18 protein-coding genes are annotated in these 19432 nt (G+C 70.2%); 11 read left to right on the top strand and 7 right to left on the bottom strand.

Going from position 1 to position 19432, the window contains the following annotated elements; translation table 11 throughout:
• Nucleotides 1-35 precede the first annotated feature (35 nt).
• Entirely contained in the window at nt 36-959 is a 924-nt protein-coding gene (locus AC6CCG_RS32555; protein WP_496659017.1) for a LysR family transcriptional regulator, read from the bottom strand.
• Between the two features lie 52 nt (nt 960-1011).
• On the opposite strand from AC6CCG_RS32555, the gene AC6CCG_RS32550 reads away from it, so the two are divergent.
• The 5 genes from AC6CCG_RS32550 to AC6CCG_RS32530 all read left to right on the top strand — a co-directional run bounded on the left by AC6CCG_RS32550 (nt 1012) and on the right by AC6CCG_RS32530 (nt 4759).
• Nucleotides 1012-1554 (top strand): pyridoxamine 5'-phosphate oxidase family protein, encoded by a 543-nt coding sequence (locus tag AC6CCG_RS32550; protein ID WP_496659016.1) that lies wholly within the window; start codon nt 1012-1014, stop codon nt 1552-1554.
• Nucleotides 1547-2398: an alpha/beta fold hydrolase gene (locus tag AC6CCG_RS32545; protein WP_496659015.1), complete on the top strand. Its 852-nt coding sequence runs from the start codon at nt 1547-1549 to the stop codon at nt 2396-2398. Before AC6CCG_RS32550 ends, AC6CCG_RS32545 begins: the two co-directional genes overlap by 8 nt.
• A gap of 48 nt (nt 2399-2446) precedes the next feature.
• Entirely contained in the window at nt 2447-3430 is a 984-nt protein-coding gene (locus AC6CCG_RS32540; protein WP_496659014.1) for an ABC transporter substrate-binding protein, read from the top strand.
• 83 nt (nt 3431-3513) lie between these two features.
• Nucleotides 3514-3930, top strand: coding sequence for a pyridoxamine 5'-phosphate oxidase family protein (locus tag AC6CCG_RS32535; RefSeq protein ID WP_496659013.1), 417 nt, complete (start codon nt 3514-3516; stop codon nt 3928-3930).
• A gap of 10 nt (nt 3931-3940) precedes the next feature.
• On the top strand, nt 3941-4759 hold the full coding sequence (locus AC6CCG_RS32530; RefSeq protein WP_496659012.1) for an alpha/beta fold hydrolase: 819 nt from the start codon (nt 3941-3943) through the stop codon (nt 4757-4759).
• Between the two features lie 6 nt (nt 4760-4765).
• Here the strand turns inward: AC6CCG_RS32530 and AC6CCG_RS32525 are convergent, their stop codons facing one another.
• Nucleotides 4766-6346: a hypothetical protein gene (locus tag AC6CCG_RS32525; protein WP_496659011.1), complete on the bottom strand. Its 1581-nt coding sequence runs from the start codon at nt 6344-6346 to the stop codon at nt 4766-4768.
• Between the two features lie 144 nt (nt 6347-6490).
• On the opposite strand from AC6CCG_RS32525, the gene AC6CCG_RS32520 reads away from it, so the two are divergent.
• Entirely contained in the window at nt 6491-7531 is a 1041-nt protein-coding gene (locus tag AC6CCG_RS32520; protein WP_496659010.1) for a CobW family GTP-binding protein, read from the top strand.
• Between the two features lie 114 nt (nt 7532-7645).
• On the opposite strand, the gene AC6CCG_RS32515 is transcribed toward AC6CCG_RS32520, so the two are convergent.
• Entirely contained in the window at nt 7646-11470 is a 3825-nt protein-coding gene (locus AC6CCG_RS32515) for an efflux RND transporter permease subunit (protein ID WP_496659009.1), read from the bottom strand.
• A 164-nt stretch (nt 11471-11634) separates the two neighbouring features.
• Complete coding sequence (locus AC6CCG_RS32510) at nt 11635-12039, bottom strand: hypothetical protein (protein ID WP_496659008.1); 405 nt, start codon at nt 12037-12039, stop codon at nt 11635-11637.
• Nucleotides 12040-12186: 147 nt separating this feature from the next.
• Between AC6CCG_RS32510 and AC6CCG_RS32505 the strand changes: the two genes are divergently transcribed.
• On the top strand, nt 12187-12672 hold the full coding sequence (locus AC6CCG_RS32505; protein ID WP_496659007.1) for an HNH endonuclease: 486 nt from the start codon (nt 12187-12189) through the stop codon (nt 12670-12672).
• A 7-nt stretch (nt 12673-12679) separates the two neighbouring features.
• Here AC6CCG_RS32505 and murQ read toward each other — a convergent pair whose 3' ends face one another.
• Nucleotides 12680-13621: an N-acetylmuramic acid 6-phosphate etherase gene (murQ, locus tag AC6CCG_RS32500; RefSeq protein WP_496659006.1), complete on the bottom strand. Its 942-nt coding sequence runs from the start codon at nt 13619-13621 to the stop codon at nt 12680-12682.
• 115 nt (nt 13622-13736) lie between these two features.
• Here murQ and AC6CCG_RS32495 point away from each other — a divergent pair, with 115 nt between their 5' ends.
• The gene (locus AC6CCG_RS32495; protein ID WP_496659005.1) at nt 13737-14975 is read left to right on the top strand and encodes an exo-beta-N-acetylmuramidase NamZ family protein; all 1239 of its coding nucleotides are present in this window, start codon (nt 13737-13739) and stop codon (nt 14973-14975) included.
• A gap of 349 nt (nt 14976-15324) precedes the next feature.
• On the opposite strand, the gene AC6CCG_RS32490 is transcribed toward AC6CCG_RS32495, so the two are convergent.
• Nucleotides 15325-16128 (bottom strand): class I SAM-dependent DNA methyltransferase, encoded by an 804-nt coding sequence (locus tag AC6CCG_RS32490; RefSeq protein WP_496659004.1) that lies wholly within the window; start codon nt 16126-16128, stop codon nt 15325-15327.
• A 76-nt stretch (nt 16129-16204) separates the two neighbouring features.
• On the opposite strand from AC6CCG_RS32490, the gene AC6CCG_RS32485 reads away from it, so the two are divergent.
• The 3 genes from AC6CCG_RS32485 to AC6CCG_RS32475 all read left to right on the top strand — a co-directional run bounded on the left by AC6CCG_RS32485 (nt 16205) and on the right by AC6CCG_RS32475 (nt 18462).
• Nucleotides 16205-16687 carry a GNAT family N-acetyltransferase gene (locus tag AC6CCG_RS32485; protein ID WP_496659003.1) on the top strand — a complete coding sequence of 161 codons (483 nt, stop codon included), beginning with the start codon at nt 16205-16207 and terminating at the stop codon, nt 16685-16687.
• 102 nt (nt 16688-16789) lie between these two features.
• Nucleotides 16790-17764 (top strand): GNAT family N-acetyltransferase, encoded by a 975-nt coding sequence (locus AC6CCG_RS32480; RefSeq protein ID WP_496659002.1) that lies wholly within the window; start codon nt 16790-16792, stop codon nt 17762-17764.
• Nucleotides 17761-18462 (top strand): PIG-L deacetylase family protein, encoded by a 702-nt coding sequence (locus AC6CCG_RS32475; RefSeq protein ID WP_496659001.1) that lies wholly within the window; start codon nt 17761-17763, stop codon nt 18460-18462. Before AC6CCG_RS32480 ends, AC6CCG_RS32475 begins: the two co-directional genes overlap by 4 nt.
• Nucleotides 18463-18466: 4 nt before the next feature.
• Here the strand turns inward: AC6CCG_RS32475 and AC6CCG_RS32470 are convergent, their stop codons facing one another.
• Nucleotides 18467-19378, bottom strand: coding sequence for a MurR/RpiR family transcriptional regulator (locus tag AC6CCG_RS32470; protein ID WP_496659000.1), 912 nt, complete (start codon nt 19376-19378; stop codon nt 18467-18469).
• Between the last annotated feature and the right edge of the window lie 54 nt (nt 19379-19432).

Genomic DNA, 19432 nt, shown 5'->3' with positions numbered 1-19432 from the left:
GCGTAGTCCCCGGTCAGGGACGGCAGTGCCGACTGTCACATCAGGCCGGCCAGCTCCGCGGCGCGCCGGACGGCGACGTCGACGGCCTGGGCGGCGAGCGGCGACTGGGTGCGCCCGACCGGCCAGTACAGGTACCAGGTGCTGATGGGCGACGGCCGCAGCGGATGGAGGGTGACCCGGTCGTCGGACCAGGCCTCGGATCCGTACAGGGCGAGCCACGGCAGCACCGCCGACCCGATGCCGGCCCGGACCATCGACACGATCGAGTCATGGCCGGCCGTACGGAACACGATCCGCGGCCGGGCGCCGGCGCCGAGCAGTTCTCGCTCCAGCCAGAGCTGATGGGCGTTGCCGGGCCAGGCGACCAGCGGAGCGCCGTCGAGGTCCGGCACCGCGACCGGTCCCTCGGGGAAGACGCCGGCCCCGGCCACCAGCAGGTACGGCTCGTGGAGCAGCTCGACGTGCTCGACGTCGCCGTCGATCCGGGCGTAGTGGAACAGCAGGTCGAGCTCCCCGAGCTGCGGATTCTCCGGCCCCACGTCGGACAGCCTGATGTCACACCCGGGATGTTCCTCGAGCAGCCGGCTCATCACCGCCGGCAGGATCAGCCGGGTCGCGCCCTGGAAGGTGCCGATGTCGATCCGGCCGCCACCGGCCCGGAACCGGTCGATGGCATCGGTCAGCACCGCCGCCCTGGCCAGCACCTCGCGGCCATGGGCCAGGATCACCTCGCCCAGCGGCGTGACCCGGACCGGCCGCGGCCCTCCGGGCCGGTCGAAGACGGCGGCTCCGACGGCCTTCTCCAGCGCGGCGACCTGCTGGCTGACCGACGACTGGGTGTAGCCGAGCCGGTCGGCCGCCCGCCCGAAGGTGCCCTCCTCGGCGATGGCCACCATGGTCCGCAGATGGCGCAACTCAAGATCAACCACGCCGTGAGCATAGCCAATGGCGATCGACATGATCGGAAATCATCGCTTTTACGAATGCCTCCGTACGCCTAACTTCAGACCCATGACGACGAACACGGCCGGTCCGGCCGAGCCCCTGACGAGCCCGCGAGGCGCGCCACTGACCGGCCTCGACTGGCCGGAGGTCCAGCACCGGATCGCCACCGCGGGCGACTACCTGCTGGCCACCACGGACCGGGACGGGCGGCCGCACGTCGCTCCGGTGCTGGCCGTGTGGCTGGACGGTACGGTCTGCTTCGCCACCTTCCGGCAGTCCCGGAAGACCCGCAATCTGGAGCGGAACGAGGGTTGTGCGGTCACCGTGCCCGGTCCGGAGGTCGACCTCGTGCTCGAGGGCGTCGCTCGCCGGGTCAGGGACGCCGACCGGCTGCAGCAGGTGGCGGACCGCTACCCACCGAAGTACCCCTGGTGGCACCCGGTCGTCCGGGACGGCGAGTTCTACGACCCCGCCGATCTCGCCGATCCGCGCCACGTCTACGCCCTCGAGCCGGCGCAGGTGTTCGCGTTCGGCAAGGAGACCGGCTTCAGCGGCACCCGCTGGCGCTTCACCACCGTTGGTCAGGATCGGGAGGAATTCCATGGCTGAGCGCATGATCGACGTCGGCACCGCCGAACTCTGCATCGAGACCTTCGGCGATCCGGACCGGCCCGCCGTCCTGCTGCTCGCCGGTGCCGCGTCCTCGATGCTGTCCTGGGCCGACGGGTTCTGCGAACGACTCGCGGAGGCTGGTCACCAGGTGATCAGGTACGACCAGCGCGACACCGGCCGCTCCACCTGCGACCCGCCCGGCAAGCCCTCGTACGCGTTCCCCGACCTGGCCGCCGAGGCCGTCGCCCTGCTGGACGCGCTGAACCTGCCGAAGGCCCACCTGTTCGGGATGTCCATGGGCGGCGGGATCACGCAGTTGGTCGCCCTCGACCATCCGGACCGGGTCGAGTCGATCATCCTCACCGGTTCCACGCCGGGCGGCCCGGGCCCGTCCTATGCCGACCTGCCCGGCCCGACGCCGGTGATCATGGCCACGTTCACCGAGGAGCAACCGGAGCCCGACTGGACCGACCGGGACGCGGTGATCACGTGGCTGATCGAGGCCGAGCGGCCGTACGCCGGCTCGGGCGGGTTCGACGAGGCGGCCTGGCTCGACATCGCCTCCCGGACGTACGACCGCGCCGTCAGCATCGCCAGCCTGAACAACCACTTCCTGATGGGCGACGGCCCGGCCTGGCGAGACCGGCTCGGCTCGCTCCGGGTGCCGGCCCTGGTACTGCACGGCGCCGACGACCCGTTCTTCCCCGGGCACGGCGCGTTCCTGGCCCGCGAGATCCCGGGAGCGGAGTTGATCACCCTCGCCGGCGTCGGCCACGAGACGCCGCCGCGGTTCGCCTGGGACCGGGTGGTGTCCGAGATCGGCCGCCGGACCGGAGCCTGATCACGGGAGAGGTAAGGTCACCCTGACCTTGTGACGGGAGACCCTTCGATGCGCATCCGGTACGCCCTGGTGGCGATCATGCTCGTGCTCGCCACCGCCTGCCAGTCCACCACGGCGGAGGAGCCGCCGGCCGGGCCCGCCCCCGCCGAGTCCGGCTTCCCGCGCAAGATCACGCACGCGATGGGCGAGACCGAGATCCCGGCCCGGCCGCTGCGCGTGGTCGCGCTGGACCAGACGTTCGTCGACGCGGTGCTCACCCTGGACGCCGAGTTGGTCGGCTACACCACGTACCGGGCGATCGACGGCGGCAAGCTGCCCGACTATCTCGAGCCGGTGCTGGACCAGGCCGGCCAGGCGGTCGCGGTCGGCTCGCTCGAGGAGCCCAACCTGGAGGAGATCGCCAAGCTCGATCCGGATCTCATCCTGTCCGCGAAGGTCCGCCACGAGAAGCTGTACGAGCAGCTGTCCGCGATCGCCCCGACGGTGTTCAGCGAGACCACCGGCGCGCTCTGGAAGGACAACCTGCGGCTCACCGCGACCACGCTCGGCCAGGAGGAGCTGGCCGAGCAGCGGCTGGCCGACTACGACCAGCGGACCGAGGCGATCGGCGCGGCGATCAAGGAGAAGGCCGGCGCGATGCCCGAGATCTCGATCGTCCGGTTCGCCGGCGAGCCGACGATCCGGCTGTACGTGGAGAACTCCTACTCCGGCCTGGTGCTGTCCGACGTCGGGTTCGTCCGGCCGAAGGACCAGCCGACCACGCAGGACTCGATCGTGGTCGACGTCAGCCCGGAGAACATTCCCGATCTTGACGCGGAACACATCTTCGTGGCCACCTGGGACGACCCCACGGCCCGCGAGGCGCAGAGCAAGATCATCGCGAATCCCTTGTGGGAAAGGCTGACCGGCACCAAGCACGAGGTGTCCGACCTGATCTGGATGAGTTCGGTCGGCCTGCAGGGGGCGCACGCCATCCTGGACGACGTGGCCAAGATCTTCGAGGTGGATCCGGCCTCCAGCTCACGCCGGTGAACGACTGACGGGACCTTCGACCCTTTCCTCCACGGGTCCGGCTGGCCAGGCTGAACCCGAACGGCCCGGCCGGAGGAGGACCCATGACCGACCCGCAGAACAGCTTCCGCACCCTCTCGCCGGAGGGCTGTCTGACCCGGCTCAACGAGCAGGTGATCGGCCGGGTCAGCTGGTCCGGGGCCGAGGGGATCCAGACGCTTCCGGTGACGTACGCCGTTCGTGAGCAGGGCATCGTGTTCCGCACCGCGCCGTACGGAATCCTGGCCGAGCTGCGCGAGGAGCACCACGTCGCGTTCGAGATCGATCAGTTCGACACCGCGAGCCGGACCGGCTGGAGCGTCGTCGTGCACGGGCGTTCCCGGGCCGTCGCGGACGTCGGTGATCTTGTCGAACTGTGGCGGGCGAACGACCCCGTGCCCTGGGCGCCGGGCACGCGCAACCTGTTCATCGCGATCAGTCTCGATCATGTCAGCGGGCGGGCGGTGATCAACTCGGGCTAGGGTCGTGATCATGGAACTGACCCAGACGTTGGAGTGGCACGGCCGGACGGTGCGCTGGGACCGGCTCGGCTCCGGACCGCCGGTCGTGTTCTGCCACGGCACACCGTGGTCGTCCTGGCTGTGGCGCCCGTACGCGGAGGCGTTGGCGGCCGAATTCACCACATACCTCTGGGACATGCCCGGGTACGGCAGCTCGTCCAAGCATCCGGAGCACCGGGTGTCGCTGGACGTCCAGGGCGAACTGCTGGCCGACCTGATCGACGGCTGGGGGCTGGACCGGCCGCACGTCGTGGCGCACGACTACGGCGGGGCGGTGTCGCTGCGGGCCACCCTGCTGCACGGCGCCCGGTATGCGTCACTGGCGCTGATCGACGTGGTCGCCCTGGCGCCGTGGGGTTCGCCATTCTTCCGGCTGGTCGGTGAGCACCCGGACCTGTTCCCGCAACTGCCGCCGTCGGTGCACGAGGGCGCGCTGCGCAGCTATCTGGCGACCGCGAGCCACCGCGGCCTGGCGCCGGAGCAGGAGGCGGCGCTGACCGGGCCGTGGCTCGGCGACGAGGGTCAGGCCGCGTTCTACCGGCAGATCGCCCAGGCGGACCAGGCCTACACCGACGAGATCGAGCCGCGCTACGGCGAACTCGACCTGCCGGTGTCGATCACCTGGGGTGCGCAGGATCGCTGGATCCCGGTCGACCGGGCGCACCGGCTGGCGGCGGCGATCCCGGGCGCCCGGCTCGAGGTGATCGACGGCGCCGACCATCTGATCCAGCTCGACCAGCCGGTCCGGCTGGCGACCAGCCTGCACCGCTGGCTCAGCGGGCAGCGCTGATCATGATCAACGGAGCCGGTCGGCCAACTGCGCCTGGTACAGCGAACCGGGGTTGAGCCCGGCTCGGTTGGCCCCTTCGATGTGCCCGGCCGGGTGGTCGAACGGGCCGTCGCCGGTGATCACACCACGGCAGCCGATCGCGTAGTTCTGCCCGGTCGGCGGCCGCTGCACGACCAGCTTCTTCCCGGCCATGTCGCAGTTCCAGCCGACCGAGTGCACGGCGGCCCAGCCGTGGCCGGTGCCGTAGTCGCCGCGGTTGTAGATGCCGAGGGTGATCGACGTCGCCGGGTCGACCTCCTGGTGGTTGTCCCAGAGCATGCCCTGGCTCCAGCGCCGGTGGCCCTCCGACGAGGCAAGGCTGCCGACCGAGGTGCCGCGCAGGAAGACCAGCCCCGAGGCGCTGCTGGTGCCGTTGGAGATGAACGCGTGCCTGGCCTTGGTGGCATGGCAGTCGGTGAACAGGATCTGCTGCGAATACCCTTCGCTGTTGAAGTTGTAGCGCAGCCCGCCGGTGATCACCGAGGCCGGATCGAGCGCCCGGCAGTCGGCCACGGTGACCCGGGTGGTCTCGTTGGTCTCGACGCCGGCCTTCGCGAAGTGCAGGAACGTGCAGCCGGTGACCCAGCCGTCCTGCAGCCCGCGCAGCCGGACCGCCACCCAGGCGTGATCTTCGTCGACGTCCGGATCGCCGGCGAATTCGATCATGATCCGCAGGTCCTCCACGCCGGCCTCGGTGACCAGCCCGGCGCGGTCCCAGCGGTGCACCGTCGAGGTGGCCAGGGACCGGTCCAGCGGGTTGTAGACCGGCACGTCGACGGTGATCGACTTCCCGGAGACGCCGGTGACGAAGCGGTTGTACGTGATCGGCTGGCTGCCCACCGTCCAGCCCGCGTCGGCGCCGGTCGCCCCGTGATCGACGGCGGCCAGCCACTCGGTGGTGCACGGGTGGACGATGATCACGTTGTCGCCCGGCCGGTACGCCGAGGGATCCGCCACCGAGAACGTACGCGCTCCGACGGGGACCAGGTCGGAGGTCACCTCGGTCCTGGTGCCGGCCACCTCACCGGCCCACTTCGTGGTCGCGCCGCTGCCGACGACCAGCACGTCCCGGTGCACCGGCGTGTTGCCGGTGGCCCGGATGATCGTGCTGTCCGACGGGTCGTCGCCGTCGCCGACCCCGCGCAGCACCACGCCGCTGTACGGGATCCGCAGCGTGCCCGCCACCGGATAGGTCCCGGCCTCGAGCAGCAGCGCACCGCGGTGCCCGTCCGGATCGAGCGGGCGGGCACCAACGGCGTCGATCGCGGCCTGCAGGTGCGCCGTGTTGTCGCCCGCCACCGGCCGCACGGTGGCCACCGTGGGCAGGTCCGGCAGCGCGACACCACCGCCCCGGTAGCCGGCATGACTGAAGTCGGGGATCACGTTGCCGTCGGCATCGGCACGGTAGCCGAGCCGGCCCCGCGAGTCCGTACGGACCAGCCGGGACTGCCAGCCCGCGGCCGACGCCGTCGTGGTCGCGCCGAGGATCGACAAGGCCGCCACTCCTCCGCCTGCTGCCAGGAGACTTCGTCGGGTCAGTTCGTTCATGATCGGCCGCACCTCACCACGTTGTCGAGACGGTCTGGGATCACCTCAGTGTCAAAGACCCACCCACCGCGGGCAAGCGTTTGCCAGGATTTTCCGCGTGCTGCCGAGCCCGGGGGCGGGAGCGGACGACACTAAGGTTGCCCCGTGCCTCGTCGTACCGCGTCCCGCCGCCCGATCCCGATCATCGTGCTGGCCGGCTTCCTCGGCTCGGGCAAGACCACCGTGCTCAACCATCTGCTCCGGAACAGCCTGGACGTCCGGATCGGCGTCGTGGTCAACGACTTCGGAGCGATCAACATCGACGCGATGCTGGTCGGCGGGCAGACCGACAGCATGATCACCACCAGCGGCGGCTGCCTGTGCTGCGTCTCCGACGGTGGCGAGATCGCCGGCATGCTGGACCGGTTGGCGGCGCCGGCCGCGGAGATCGACGTGATCGTCATCGAGGCCAGCGGGATCGCGGAACCGGGCGCGATGGTGCAGCTGGTGTTCCAGGCGCTGGACGACCGGATGGCCTACGGCGGACTCGTCGAGGTGGTCGACGCGGCCGCGTTCCCGGAGTCCCGGCAGGAGCACCCGGAGCTGGAGCGGCACGTCGAGGTGGCCGATCTGGTGATCATCAACAAGATCGACCGGCTCGACGACGCCGAGCGTTCCCTGCGCCGCAAGGAGATCCGGGAGCTGAACCCGGTGGCGCCGGTGCTCTGCACCACCGAGGGCCGGGTCGACCCGGAGCTGCTGTATGAACTCGAGCTGCGGCCCAACCACCAGCCGACCCTCGCCCTGGCCGACGCCGACCATGATCACGAAGCGGCCGACCATGATCATCTGCACGACCGGTTCGAGTCGCTGAGCTTCGAGACCGACCGGCCCCTGCACCCGCGACGGCTGATGGCCCTGCTCGACGACGACCTGCCCGGGGTGTTCCGGATCAAGGGCTTCGCGACGTTCGCCGTCCCCGGTCACCGCCGCCGGTACGTGATCGGCAAGGTCGGCCCGTCGTTGCGGATCGATCCGGAACGCCGTGGCAGCGACCGGGCCAGCCGGCTCGTCCTCATCGGTGCCGGGATCGACCAGGACCGCCTGACCGAGCGGCTCGAGGCCTGCATCGCCACCGACGACGAGGCCGCCGCCCTGACCGAGGACGACCTCATGGGTGTGCTGCGGTTCTCCGGGCAGACCTAGCGAGCCCTGAGCCTGGCACGTTGTTCGCCACGATCCCTGAGCCTGTCGAAGGGCAGGCCGGACCTGGCACTTCGACAGGCTCAGTGCGCGTCGTGGCTCAGTGCGCGTTGTGGCTCAGTGCACGTTGGGCCCGTCGCGGCGCGGTTCGTCGTCGAGCGGGAAGACCGTGTCCCGTTCCTCGGCCGGCCGGTCCGACTGCTCCTGTTGATCTTGCTCCGGTGCGTACTGCTGCTCCGGCGCCTCGGCCCGGCCCTGGTCGGGTCCGCCCTCCGGCGGTCCGGCCGGCTGTTCCGCCGCGGGCTGGGCCGGCGGCTTGTAGCCGATCTTGGAGACCAGGCTGTAGAGCACCGGGACCAGGATCAAGGTCAGGATGGTCGAGGAGACCAGGCCGCCGATCACGACGACGGCGAGCGGCCGGGAGATGAACACGCCGCCGCCGGTCAGGCCGAAGGCCATCGGGGTCAGCGCGCAGATCGTGGCTGCGGCGGTCATGATGATCGGCCGCAACCGCAGCCGGGCACCGTCGACGATCGCGGCCTTCGGCTCGGCGCCGCGCTCCCGGTAGTGGTTGATCAGGTCGATCAGCACGATCGCGTTGGTCACCACGATGCCGATCAACATCAGCAACCCGACCATCGCCGGTACGCCGAGCGCCGTGTTCGTCGCCAGCAGCCCGACCAGGGCACCGGTCGCCGCGAACGGGATCGAGACCAGCAGGATCAGCGGCTGCAGCAGGCTGCGGAAGGTCGCCACCATGATGATGAAGACGAGCACGATCGCCAGCAGCATGGCCAGGCCCAGCTGGACGAAGGCCTCCTGCTGCTCGGCCGAGGCACCGCCCTGTTCCTGGGCGATCCCCGGCGGCAGCTCGACGCCGTTGACCGCGGTCATCAGGGCGGCCGAGACCGCCCCGAGGTCGGACCCGGTCGGCGTCGCGGTGATCGTCACCGCGCGCTGCCCGTCGACGTGCTTGACCGTGATCGGGGTCTTCTGCTCGACCACCTTCGCGAGGCTGCCGACGGTGATCGCGCCGGCCTTCAGGTCGGCCAGGTCCTGCTGCTCCTCGGCCAGCTTCTTCTGGTCGTCGGCCAGTTCCTCCTGCAGGTCGGAGATCCGCTCCTGCTCGTCGGCCATCTCCTCCTGGTCCTGGGTCTGCTCGTCGCTCTTCTCCTGCTGCTCGTTCATCGCCTCGAGCTGGTCGTCGATCTGCTCGAGGGCCTGCTTCGCCTGCTTGACGGCCGATTCCAGCTGGGCGATCGCCTGGGCCCGCTGCTCCATCTGCTTCTGCCAGGCCAGCTGCTCCTGGGTGACCGGCGCGCTGCCCGGGCCGGGCGGCTGACCGGGCGACGGCGGGGCCGGCGGCGGAGGCTCCGGGCTGTTGCGCAGTTCGCGGAGCTGCTCGCGCAGGTCGGCCAGCGACTCCTCCGCCTCGTCCCGGGAGTCCTCCAGGTCGCGGCGCTGCTTGTCGGCCTCCTCCTCGGCCTCCCGCTTGGCGTCGTCGGACTGGTCCTCCTGCGTCCTCTGCAGGTCCTTCTGTCGCTCCTGCAGGTCCTCCTGTCGCTTCTCCAGCGCGTCGGACTTCTTCTCCAGCTCGTCCTGCGCCTTCTTCTGCGCCTTCTGCTGCTGCAACTGGGACACCGGGAGCTTCAGCTTCGCGATGTCCTTCGGCCCGGGAGTGCCCTTGAACGTCCGCAGCACCAGATCATGGGTCTCGCCGTCCAGCGTCACCTCGCCGATCGGCGTACCCCTGAGCGCACCGGCGACCGCGGCGCCGATCTCGGCCTGCGTGAAGCCGTAGTCGGCCGCCTTCTCCTGGTCGATCTGGACCCGGAGCACCGGACGCTGCTCGGAGAGATCGGTACGGACGTCGCTCAACCCGGGCACGCCGGCCACGGCGGCCTGGACCGCAGCGGCCGCCGCGTCGAGCTGTTTCTGATCATCGCCGGTCAGGGTGACCGTGACATCGTTCGAGGTGTACGCGGCGGTCGCCGAGGTCACCCGGACCTCGCCGGCATCCGGGATCGCGGCCAGCTGCGCCTTGATCCGCTCGGTCGCCGCACCGGCGTCGGCCTCGTCGGACAGAGTGATCGAATAGGTGGCGACGTTCGCCTCGCCCGGCTGGCCGATCGTCGACTGGTAGCTCTTCACGTCGGGATCGTCGGCGAGCACCTTCTCGATCTTGGCCGCCGACTCGGCGGTCGTCTCGAGCCGGGTGCCGGACGGCAGCTCCTGGTTGATCTGCAACGCCCGGTCGTCGCCGAGCGAGCCGAGGAAGTCGGTCTTCAGCAGCGTCGACGCGCCGAGCGTCCCGATGAAGATCACGAACGAGATGATCAAGGTGATCACCGGGTGCCGCAGGGTCCAGTTGAGGACCGGCAGATAGCCCTTCTGCAGCGGGGTGACCCGCTCCGCGCCCTGCTCGGCCTCGGCCCGCGCCGCGGCCGTCCCCGCCTTCGGCTTACGGCCACGGAAGAACCAGAACGCCAGCAGCGGCACGATGGTCAGCGACACCAGCAGCGAGGCGGCCAGCGCGATCGCCACCGTGATCGCGAACGGCCGGAACAGTTCGCCGGTGGAGCCGGTGACGAAGGCGACCGGCAGGAACACCGCGATCGTGGTCAGGGTGGACGCGGTGACCGCACCGGCCACCTCCTTGACCGAGTCGACGACCTGGTCGATCGACAGCCGGCGTTCCGTCATGCCGAGGCTGTGCCGTTTGATGTTCTCGACCACCACGATCGAGTCGTCCACCACCCGGCCGACCGCGACGGTCAGCGCGGCGAGGGTGAACAGGTTCAGCGAGTACTGGCCGATCCACAGCCCGATCATCGCGATCAGCAGCGACAGCGGGATCGAGATCGCGGTGATCAGCGTCGACCGCGCGGACAGCAGGAAGAGCAGGATCACGATGATCGCGAAGACCAGGCCGAGCCCGCCCTCGACGGCCAGGTCGTGCAGCGACTGCTCGATCATCGGCGCCTGGTCGAAGACCGTACTGAACGAGGCGTTGTTGCCGAGCTCGGTCTGCAGCCCCGGCAGGGTGGCCTGCACCGCGTGCGAGACCCGTACCGTGTCGGCGTCGGGGGTCTTCATCACCGCGAGGCCGAGCGAGGGCCGGCCCTCGGCCCGGGCGATCGAGCTGCGGGCGACCGACTGGAGCTTCACCTCGGCGATCTCGCTGAGCCGGACCGGCCCGTCCGTGGTCGCGATCGCCAGCTTCTTCACCGCGTCCACCGAGCCCGGCGCCGCGCCGACCTCGACGGACAGCTCGGTCCCGCCCCGGTACGTGGTCCCCGCCGGCAGCGAGCTGAGCTGGGCCTCGATCGTCTGGCTGACCTGCTGGGCGGTCAGTTCATGATCATCGAGCTTCTGCTGGTCCAGCGTGACCGCGAGTTCCTTGGTGTCCTGGCCGGACAGGGTCACGTCGCGGACGCCCGGCAGTCCCTTCAGGGCGCTCACCGCGACGTCGTCGACCAGCGGCCCGAACTTGTCCAGGGCGAGGTCGGAGGCGACCGCCAGCTGGATCACCGGGATGTCGTCCGTGCTGCCGGCGAACACCTCGGTCGTGACCTGGTCGGGCAGCGTCGACTTGCTCGCCGAGACGGCCGAGTTGATCTCGCCGAGCACCTTGTCGTCGTCCAGCCCGTACTCCCACATCACCGTGATCTGGGAGGAGTTGGTGGACGAGACGGAGTCGACCTGGGTGACGCCCGAGATGTTGCGGACCGCCTGCTCCAGGGGCGCGGCGGCCTCGTCGGCGACGATGTCCGGCGAAGCGCCGGGGTACTGCACGATCACCACGGCCTGCGGCGCGGTGATGCTCGGCAGCAACTCCTGTTTGAGCGAGGTCGTCGCGATCACTCCGAAGGCGATGATCGCCAACGAGAGCAGGGCGACGACCAGACGGTTGATCAAGCTGAGCCGGGTCAGCAGGGCCATGACAGGCGGGTCCTCTCCAACACCTGGGCGGCCCAGGTGAGACGCTCCCCCGAGGCCATGGTCGGCACCCTAGCGTTTGCTGCCCGGGCGCTGGCAAAACACTACGGATCAGGGGCAACCCTGGCCGTGCCCAGGGTCCGCCTCACCCTTACGGGGGAGGCGGTTCAGCTGGCCCCGTCGCGCTCCCCCGGCAGCACCTCGCGGAGCGCCTCGGCGGCGGCCATCACCTCGTCCTGCAACGGCCCGATCTGCTCCAGCTCGGGCGGGATCGGACCGGTGAACACGGGCCGTACCTCGAACACGAGATCGAGCAGCCGGTCCCGGGACAGCGTCGCCTGCCGCTGGGTCATCGCCTCGCCGGCCAGCCGCCCGTACTCGGCGACCCGTTCCCGCCAGCCGGGGTTCTGCAGCCGGATCCGGTCCTCCTTCATCGCGGCGACGAGCGCGTCCAGGGACTGCTCGAGTCGCAGCAGTTGGGCCTTGCGCTGCTCGGCGTCAAGGGTGATCGGAAGGTCCGGTCCGGACTCCTCGTCATCGGATCTTCCGAACAGCCGCTTGAGGAAATTCACCCTTCATTATGACCAGATGCGTCGAGCCGCCGACCCGCGGTTGGGAGTTGTCGGCAATAATCTCCATGGAATAAGCCGATGACAAGGTTTCGATCCATCGGGCACCCTGGTTGGTCGGAGCGGCTGGTTCGACGAAGGAGGTGCAGCATGTCGGTCATCGCGACAGCGGCCGGGCCCTTTCGTGCTGCCCCCGGAGTCCTGGTCCTGAACACCGACAACACCGCCCTGCACACGGTGACCCTGAAGCACGCGATCCGGATGCTGGTGCGTGAGGTCGCGGTCGTCGAGCAGGCCCACGAGGACCGCCGGATCGGACCGTACCCGTGGCCCCTGGTGCTGCGGTTGATCCGCTACGTCAAGACCACGTTCCTGTACGCCCGCAACCCGCTGTGGTCCAAGCGCGGCGTGCTGCGCCGGGACCGGCACACCTGTGCCTACTGCGGCCGCAAGGCGACCACGGTCGACCACCTGATGCCGCAGTCCCGCGGCGGCCGGAACACCTGGCTGAACACGGTCGCGGCCTGCCAGGACTGCAACGCCCGCAAAGGGAACCGGACCCCGGCCGAGGCCGGGATGCTGCTGTCCTGGAAGCCGCGGGTGCCCGGCTGGCGCGAGCACGCCAACGCGTGCTGAGCGCCGCTCAGGAGAGGGCCGGGTGCTGCGAGCTGGGCAGCCCGATGGCGACGCCCAGCCGCCCGCCGGCCTCGTCCACCAGCTTCCGAGCCTGGTCCGCGTCGACGCCGCGGGTGATCATCACCGAGGCCGTCTTGACCTCCTGATCGGCGGCGTCCAGAGCCTCCTCGGCCGGGGCCGCGTCGACCTGGGCGATCGTGCTGACCAGCCGGATCGCGCGCTGCCGCAGCTTCGCGTTGGTGGCCTGCATGTCGACCATGAGATTGCCGTACGTACGGCCGGTGCGGACCATCAGCGCGGTGCTGATCATGTTCAGCACCAGCTTCTGCACCGAGCCCGCATTGAGCCGGGTGGAGCCGGCGACGACCTCCGGGCCGGCCGGCGCCTCGATCGGGTGGTCGGCGTGCTCCGACAGCTCGGCCGGGCTGTTGCAGGACAGCGAGACCGTCACCGCGCCGGCGCTCTTGGCCGCCTGCAGGGCGCCGCGGACGTACGGGGTCCGGCCGCTGGCCGCGATACCGACCACGGTGTCCTCGGGGGTCAGGTTCAGGGCCGTGACGTCGGCGGCGCCGGCCGCGGCATCGTCCTCGGCGCCCTCGATCGAGTCGACCAGCGCGGTCCGGCCGCCGGCGATCACGCCGACCACCCGGCCCGGGTCGGTGTGGAACGTGGGCGGGCATTCCGAGGCGTCCAGCACGCCGAGCCGGCCGGACGTACCGGCTCCGACGTAGATCAGCCGGCCGCCGGCCGCGAAGCCGGGCTCGGCGGCGGAGATCGCCGCGTCGATCTGATCACCGGCCGCGGCGACCGCCTTCGGCACCGCGAAGGCCGCCTCGGTCATCGTGTCCACGATCTCGGCCACACTCATCTCGTCCAGGCGACCGAACCGTCGGTCGTACGCCTCGGTCCCGAGACCCTCGAGACGTGGCCGGTCCGGAGGTGGCGTCATCTCTCTCCTCGTTGGTCCTGCACAGCCCAAAACGCTTGGTGCGGTATTTACCCGCACAGTCGACCTTGGGTAATTTCTCTACCTGTAGCCCGCATCGTAACCGGAAAGGTCACCGATGGCCGACATATCCCGCAAGCAGCCGCGACCTGGTCCCGCCGACCCGTCCGGTCCGTCCGTCACCAGTGGCGCGGACCGGCTGATCCTAGACCCGGGGCTGTTGGGCGGTGACGGCCCGGTCGGCCTGATCACGAACTTCACCGGCCTGCGCCGCGACCTGCGCCCGATCGCCGGCGGCCTGCTCGAGGCGGGGGTCGAGCTGACCTCGCTGTTCGGGCCGGAGCACGGCCTGCTCGGCACGGCGCAGGCCGGCTTCGTCGAGGCCGGTGATCATGATCCGGTGACCGGGCTTCCCTTGTACGACACGTACCGGACGACGCCGGACGAGCAAGATCAACTGATCGAGAAGTCGGGCGTGTCGACCCTGCTGTTCGACCTGCAGGACATCGGGGTCCGCTACTACACCTACATCTGGACGATGTTCGACCTGATGCAGGCGGCCGGCCGGACCGGGCGCCGGTTCGTGGTCCTGGACCGGCCCAATCCACTGACCGGACTGGTCTCCGCGGGTCCGCTGCTGGAGCCCGGCCAGGAGAGCTTCATCGGCCGGGTGTCGATCCCCCTGCGGCACGGGCTGACCGTCGGCGAACTGGCCGACCAGCTCAACAGGACCGCCGTCGCCGAACGGCTCGGCCGGCCGATCGACCTCGACGTGATCACCGTCGACGGCTGGAGCCGCGACCTCTGGTACGACGAGACCGGCTGGTCCTGGGTCCCGCCGTCGCCGAACATCCCGACCCTGGACACGGCCATCTGCTACGCCGGTACGGGGTTGTTCGAGGGCACCAACCTCACCGAGGGCCGCGGCACGACTCGGCCGTTCGAGACCCTCGGCGCCCCGTTCTGTGATCACCGACTGGCGGACGCCGTGACCGAACGAGGCCTGCCCGGCGTGCTGGCCCGGGCCACCTCGTTCGTGCCGACCTTCCACAAGTTCGTCGACCAGACCTGCCACGGCCTGGCGCTGCACGTGACCGACCGGGCGGCCTTCGACCCGATCCGGACCAGCCTCGTGATCATGGAGGTCGCCGGCGAGCTCTACCCCGAGTTCGGGCCGCGGGAGAACGGCGGCACCGGCATCGACATCCCCGGAGCGAAGGGCTTCGCCCTGGACAAGCTCTGGGGCTCCCCCGCCCTCCGCGAGGCCATCGCCGCCCGTGCTCCACTGGAGCCCCTGCTCCCGGCCCCGACCCACCCGTCCGACTGGATCGCCACCCCCGATCTCCTCCGCTACTAGTCCCCGGGAGTCCAACGACCGGCGTCGGCGGAGTGTCCGCCCGGCATCACTGTGGAACTTTCCGCCGGGTCTGGTCGGCTGAATGTTCCACGGTCGGTCCGGCACCGTGCCTCGACAGGACGCAGAGTCATCGAGCGGCCGCGACGGCAGACGCGGAGCGGAGCACATGCGCGCCGGGCGCTCCGGGAGAGACCCACCGGGCCTGTCCGACCGGGCCACCACCACTGGGCCGGATGCCGCCCGTCCGCCGGCCACCGGTCGTCACCCCACCCCCCAACACCGACCGGTCACTTCTGCAGCGACACGCAGACAGAATGCCTGCTTGGGTGACCGGTCGGCAGAGGGAGGGTCAGGTGGGGAGCTTCTCCCAGACCGAGACGTGCTTGGTGCTGTCGGCGGTGAAGGCGGAGCGGTCCCAGTCGGACCAGCGGTCCTTCAGCCGCATCCCGGCGATCCGGGCCATCAGGTCCATCTCGGCCGGCCAGGCGTACCGGAACGGGATCCGGTAGAACCGGCCCGCGCCGTCCGGGGTCACGGTGACGTGGTTCGAGCTGAACTCCTGGGTGACCACGTCGTACTGGTCGAAGCCGACGTAACCGCCGCCCTGGGCGCCCGGAGCGACGGTGAACGGGACCGTGTCCTGGCCCGGGGGCAGCCGGCGCAGGCCGGGCACGCCGACCTCGATCAGGAACAGCCCGCCCGGCCTCAGGTGCGCGGCCGCGTTGCGGAACACGTCGACCTGGCCGTCCTGCGTCGTCACGTTGCTGATCGTGTTGAAGACCAGGTACGCCAGCGCGAACTCCCCGGGCACCCGGGTGCTCGTCATGTCGCCGATCGTCACGTCGACCGCAGCGCCGCCGGGCTTGTCCGCGATCCGCTCGGCCATCGCCCGGCTCAGCTCGATCCCGCTGACCCGGACACCGCGGGAGGCCAGCGGTGCGGCGATCCGGCCGGTGCCGACCGCGAACTCCAGTGCCGGCCCGCCGGCCGCGAGCTCCGCCAGCAGGTCGACCGCCGGCGTGATCACCGCCGGATCGTTCGCGCCGCCCGGGTCGTCATAGTTCGTCGCCACGCTCTCCGGGAACCAGCCGTCGGCCACATCGTCGCCGGGCTTGAGGATCGCCGCGAGACCGTCGTCCACCACATCAGTCATGATCTTGACGCTAGTGATCAACGGCTGGGCGCGCCACCCCATTCGGACCGCCGGCGCCGTGTGAGAACATCCGTCGATGACCACCGTGACCGTCCGGCCGATGACCGCCGACGAGTACCCGCACTGGCTCCGGGCGCTGTCGGAACGGTTCGCCCGCGAGCAGGTCGACACCGGCGCCTGGGCTCCGGAGGGTGCCTTCGAGGCGGCGCTGGCCAAGAACGAGAACTTCCTGCCACAGGGCCTGGCCACCCCCAGGATGTTGATCTTGGTCGGGACGGACGAGCTGGGGACGCCGGTCGGCCGGGCCTGGGTCGGCCTCGATCATCCGACCGGCAAGGCGGACTGCGCCTTCCTGTACGACATCGAGATCGAGCCCGGCCAGCGCGGCCGCGGCTTCGGCCGGGGCCTGCTGGAGGCCGTCGAGCAGGCGACCCGCCTGGCCGGAGCGCCGGCGCTCGAGCTCAACGTGTTCGCCCCCAACCGGACGGCCGTCGCGCTCTACAGCTCGGCCGGCTACGCGGTGACCACCCAGCAGATGCGCAAGGACCTGCACTCCTGACGTGTTGGGAACCCACACACTGAGATGACCACCGGAGATTTATTGACCTGGCTCCGCTAGGCTCGGTTGACTGGTCTCGATCATCGCGACAGAAAGTTGATCATGAACGACACTGGCAAGCCTTCCGGGGCGGTGATCCGCGGCTTCCGGACCGGCGACGGGCCTCGGTTGGCCGAGGCCTGGACGAAAGCGGCACCCGGCGACCCGATCGGCTACCGGCGGTTCCGGGACCAGGTCCTGCTGGACCGCAACTTCGACGCCGAGGGCCTCCGGGTGGCCGAGTTCGACGGGGTCGCGGTGGGCGCCGCCTACGCGGTGCGTCGGCTGATCCCCGAGGCCGGCGGCGATCTTCAGCCGGAGACCGGCTGGATCGGCTTCTTCTTCGTGGATCCGGCGGTTCAGCGGCGCGGCATCGGCCGCGAGTTGATCACCAGCGCCCTGGACTGGCTGCGGTCCCTGGGCTGCCGTACCGTCTTCTTCTCCCCCACCACGCCGAACTACTTCCTGCCCGGCCTGGACGCCGACCGCTATCCGGCGGCCGACGCGCTGCTGCGCGGCCAGGGGTTCCAGACCCACTACCAGGCCGTCGCGATGGACCGGAGCCTGAACGACTACGCGATGCCGGCCGAGGTCAGTGATCAACTCGCCCGGCTCGCCGAGGACGGCTACCGGTTCGGCACCCCGACTTCGGACGAACTGCCCGCGCTGATCAAGATCGCCGGCGAGGAGTTCAACGCGGACTGGGCTCGGGCGATCCGCGAGGCGGTCGTCGCCGGGCTGCCGCTGGACCGGATCGTCGCCGTGTACGACCCGGCCGGTGAGCCGCTCGGCTGGGCGATGCACGGGGCCTACGAGCAGGTGATCGAGCGCTTCGGCCCGTTCGGCGTACTGCCGACCAAGCGCGGCCTCGGCTTGGGCAAGATGCTGCTCCACCTCACCTTGGAACGGATGCGGGGTGCGGGCTGCCACAGCGCCTGGTTCCTCTGGACCGGTCTCCAGTCGGCAGCCGGCCAGCTCTACCTGAAGACCGGCTTCACCGTCACCCGGACGTTCACGATCATGAAGGCGGAGCTGTGACCGACCAGATTCCCCGGACGGTGCTCGCGGTCGGCGGGCACATCGGCGACATGGACCTGACCGCCGGGCCGACCCTGGCCCGGGTGACCGGCGAGGGCGGCCGGGCGATCCTCGTCGCGCTGACGTACGGCGAACGCGGCCACCCGAAGCTGACGCCCGAGGAATACCGGGCGCAGAAGATCACCGAGGGCCGGCGGTTCGCCGAGGGCATCGGCGCCGAGTTCCACGTCTTCGACTACAGCGACGGCTTCCTGCCCGACAACGACGAGGTCGCCGAGCAGTTGGCCACGCTGATCCGGCAGACCAAGCCGGACACGCTGATCGCGCACTGGAAGCACAGCATCCATCGTGATCATGAACACGCCTCGGCGATCGCCGAACGGGCCCGGTTCCTGGCCTCACTCCCCGGTGATCATGAGCTGCCCCGGCACGGGATCCGGCAGTTCCTCTACGCCGAGAACTGGGAGGACGCCGAGGGTTTCGTCCCCAACGTCTCGGTGCCGATCCCGGACCAGGCGTTCGACCGCTGGCATGCCGCGATCTCGGGGCAGGCGTTCGCCCGCGGCGAGACGTACGGCTTCCGCTACATCGACTACTACACGGCGTTGATGACGGTACGGGGTTGTCTGGCCCGCCACCCGCGCGCCGCCGGCTTCCATCGCCCGCAGACCGGCGCGCAGGTGCTGGCCGACTTCTGACGACCTAGTGCCGCTTGCCGGACGTGTGCCGGGAGCGGACCACGGCGTAGGTGCTCTCCAGCGCCTCGATCGCCGTGTCGTAGTAGCGCTGCGCGACCCCGGCGAACAGGCAGTCCACCAGGGCCAGCTGCGCGATCCGGCTGGACATCGCGCCGGACCGGAAGGTGGTCTCCCGGGCGGCCGTGATCAACAGGTGATCGGCGACCTCGCCGATCGGCGAGCCGCGGAAGTTCGTGATCGCGACCGTCGTCGCACCACGCTTCCTGGCCACGCCGAGCATGTCGATCGTGTCCACGGTCGTCCCCGTGTGCGAGATCCCGACCGCGACATCACCCGGATTGAGCACGGCGGCCGACGAGAGGGCCTGGTGCGGATCCGGCCAGATGAAGGAGATCAGGCCGATCCGGTGCAGCTTCTGGTGCAGGTCGCCGCCGACGAGTGCACTCGCGCCGGCGCCGTAGATGTCGATCCGGCCGGCGTTCGCGACGGCGTCGACCGCGGACTCCAGCTCGGTCAGGTCGAGGGCGGTCGCGGTCTCCTCGATCGCCCGCGCATCCGCGTGGGTGATCTTGCGGACGACGTCGGCCAGCGAATCGGTGGCACTGATCTTGCCCGTGATCGGGCCGTCGCCGTTCTGCCCGGACTCCTCCCACTGGGCGGCCCGCGCCAGCGCGATCCGCAGCTCCGGGTAACCCGCCAGCCCGAGTGCCCGGCAGAACCTGAGCACGGTCGTCTCCGAGGTCTCGCATTGTCGGGCCACAGCCGTGATCGAGCTCTCCGAGACCGCGGCCGGATCGGCCAGGACGGCCTGGGCCACCCGTTGCTCGGCCGGCCGCAGATTCGGCAGGATGCCCCGCACCCGGATCAGGATCGAACCGGGTCGCGGTGTCTCCGCCGTGCCATTCATCGTCGGCATCTATTCCTCTTCACTCAGGTCGACAGCATGGGAGTATCCCCCCACTGAATCCCC

Source organism: Microlunatus sp. YIM B11417 (assembly GCF_059617205.1).
The sequence above is the reverse complement of the archived record's forward strand: the minus strand, read 5'-3'. Positions and strand labels throughout refer to the sequence as shown.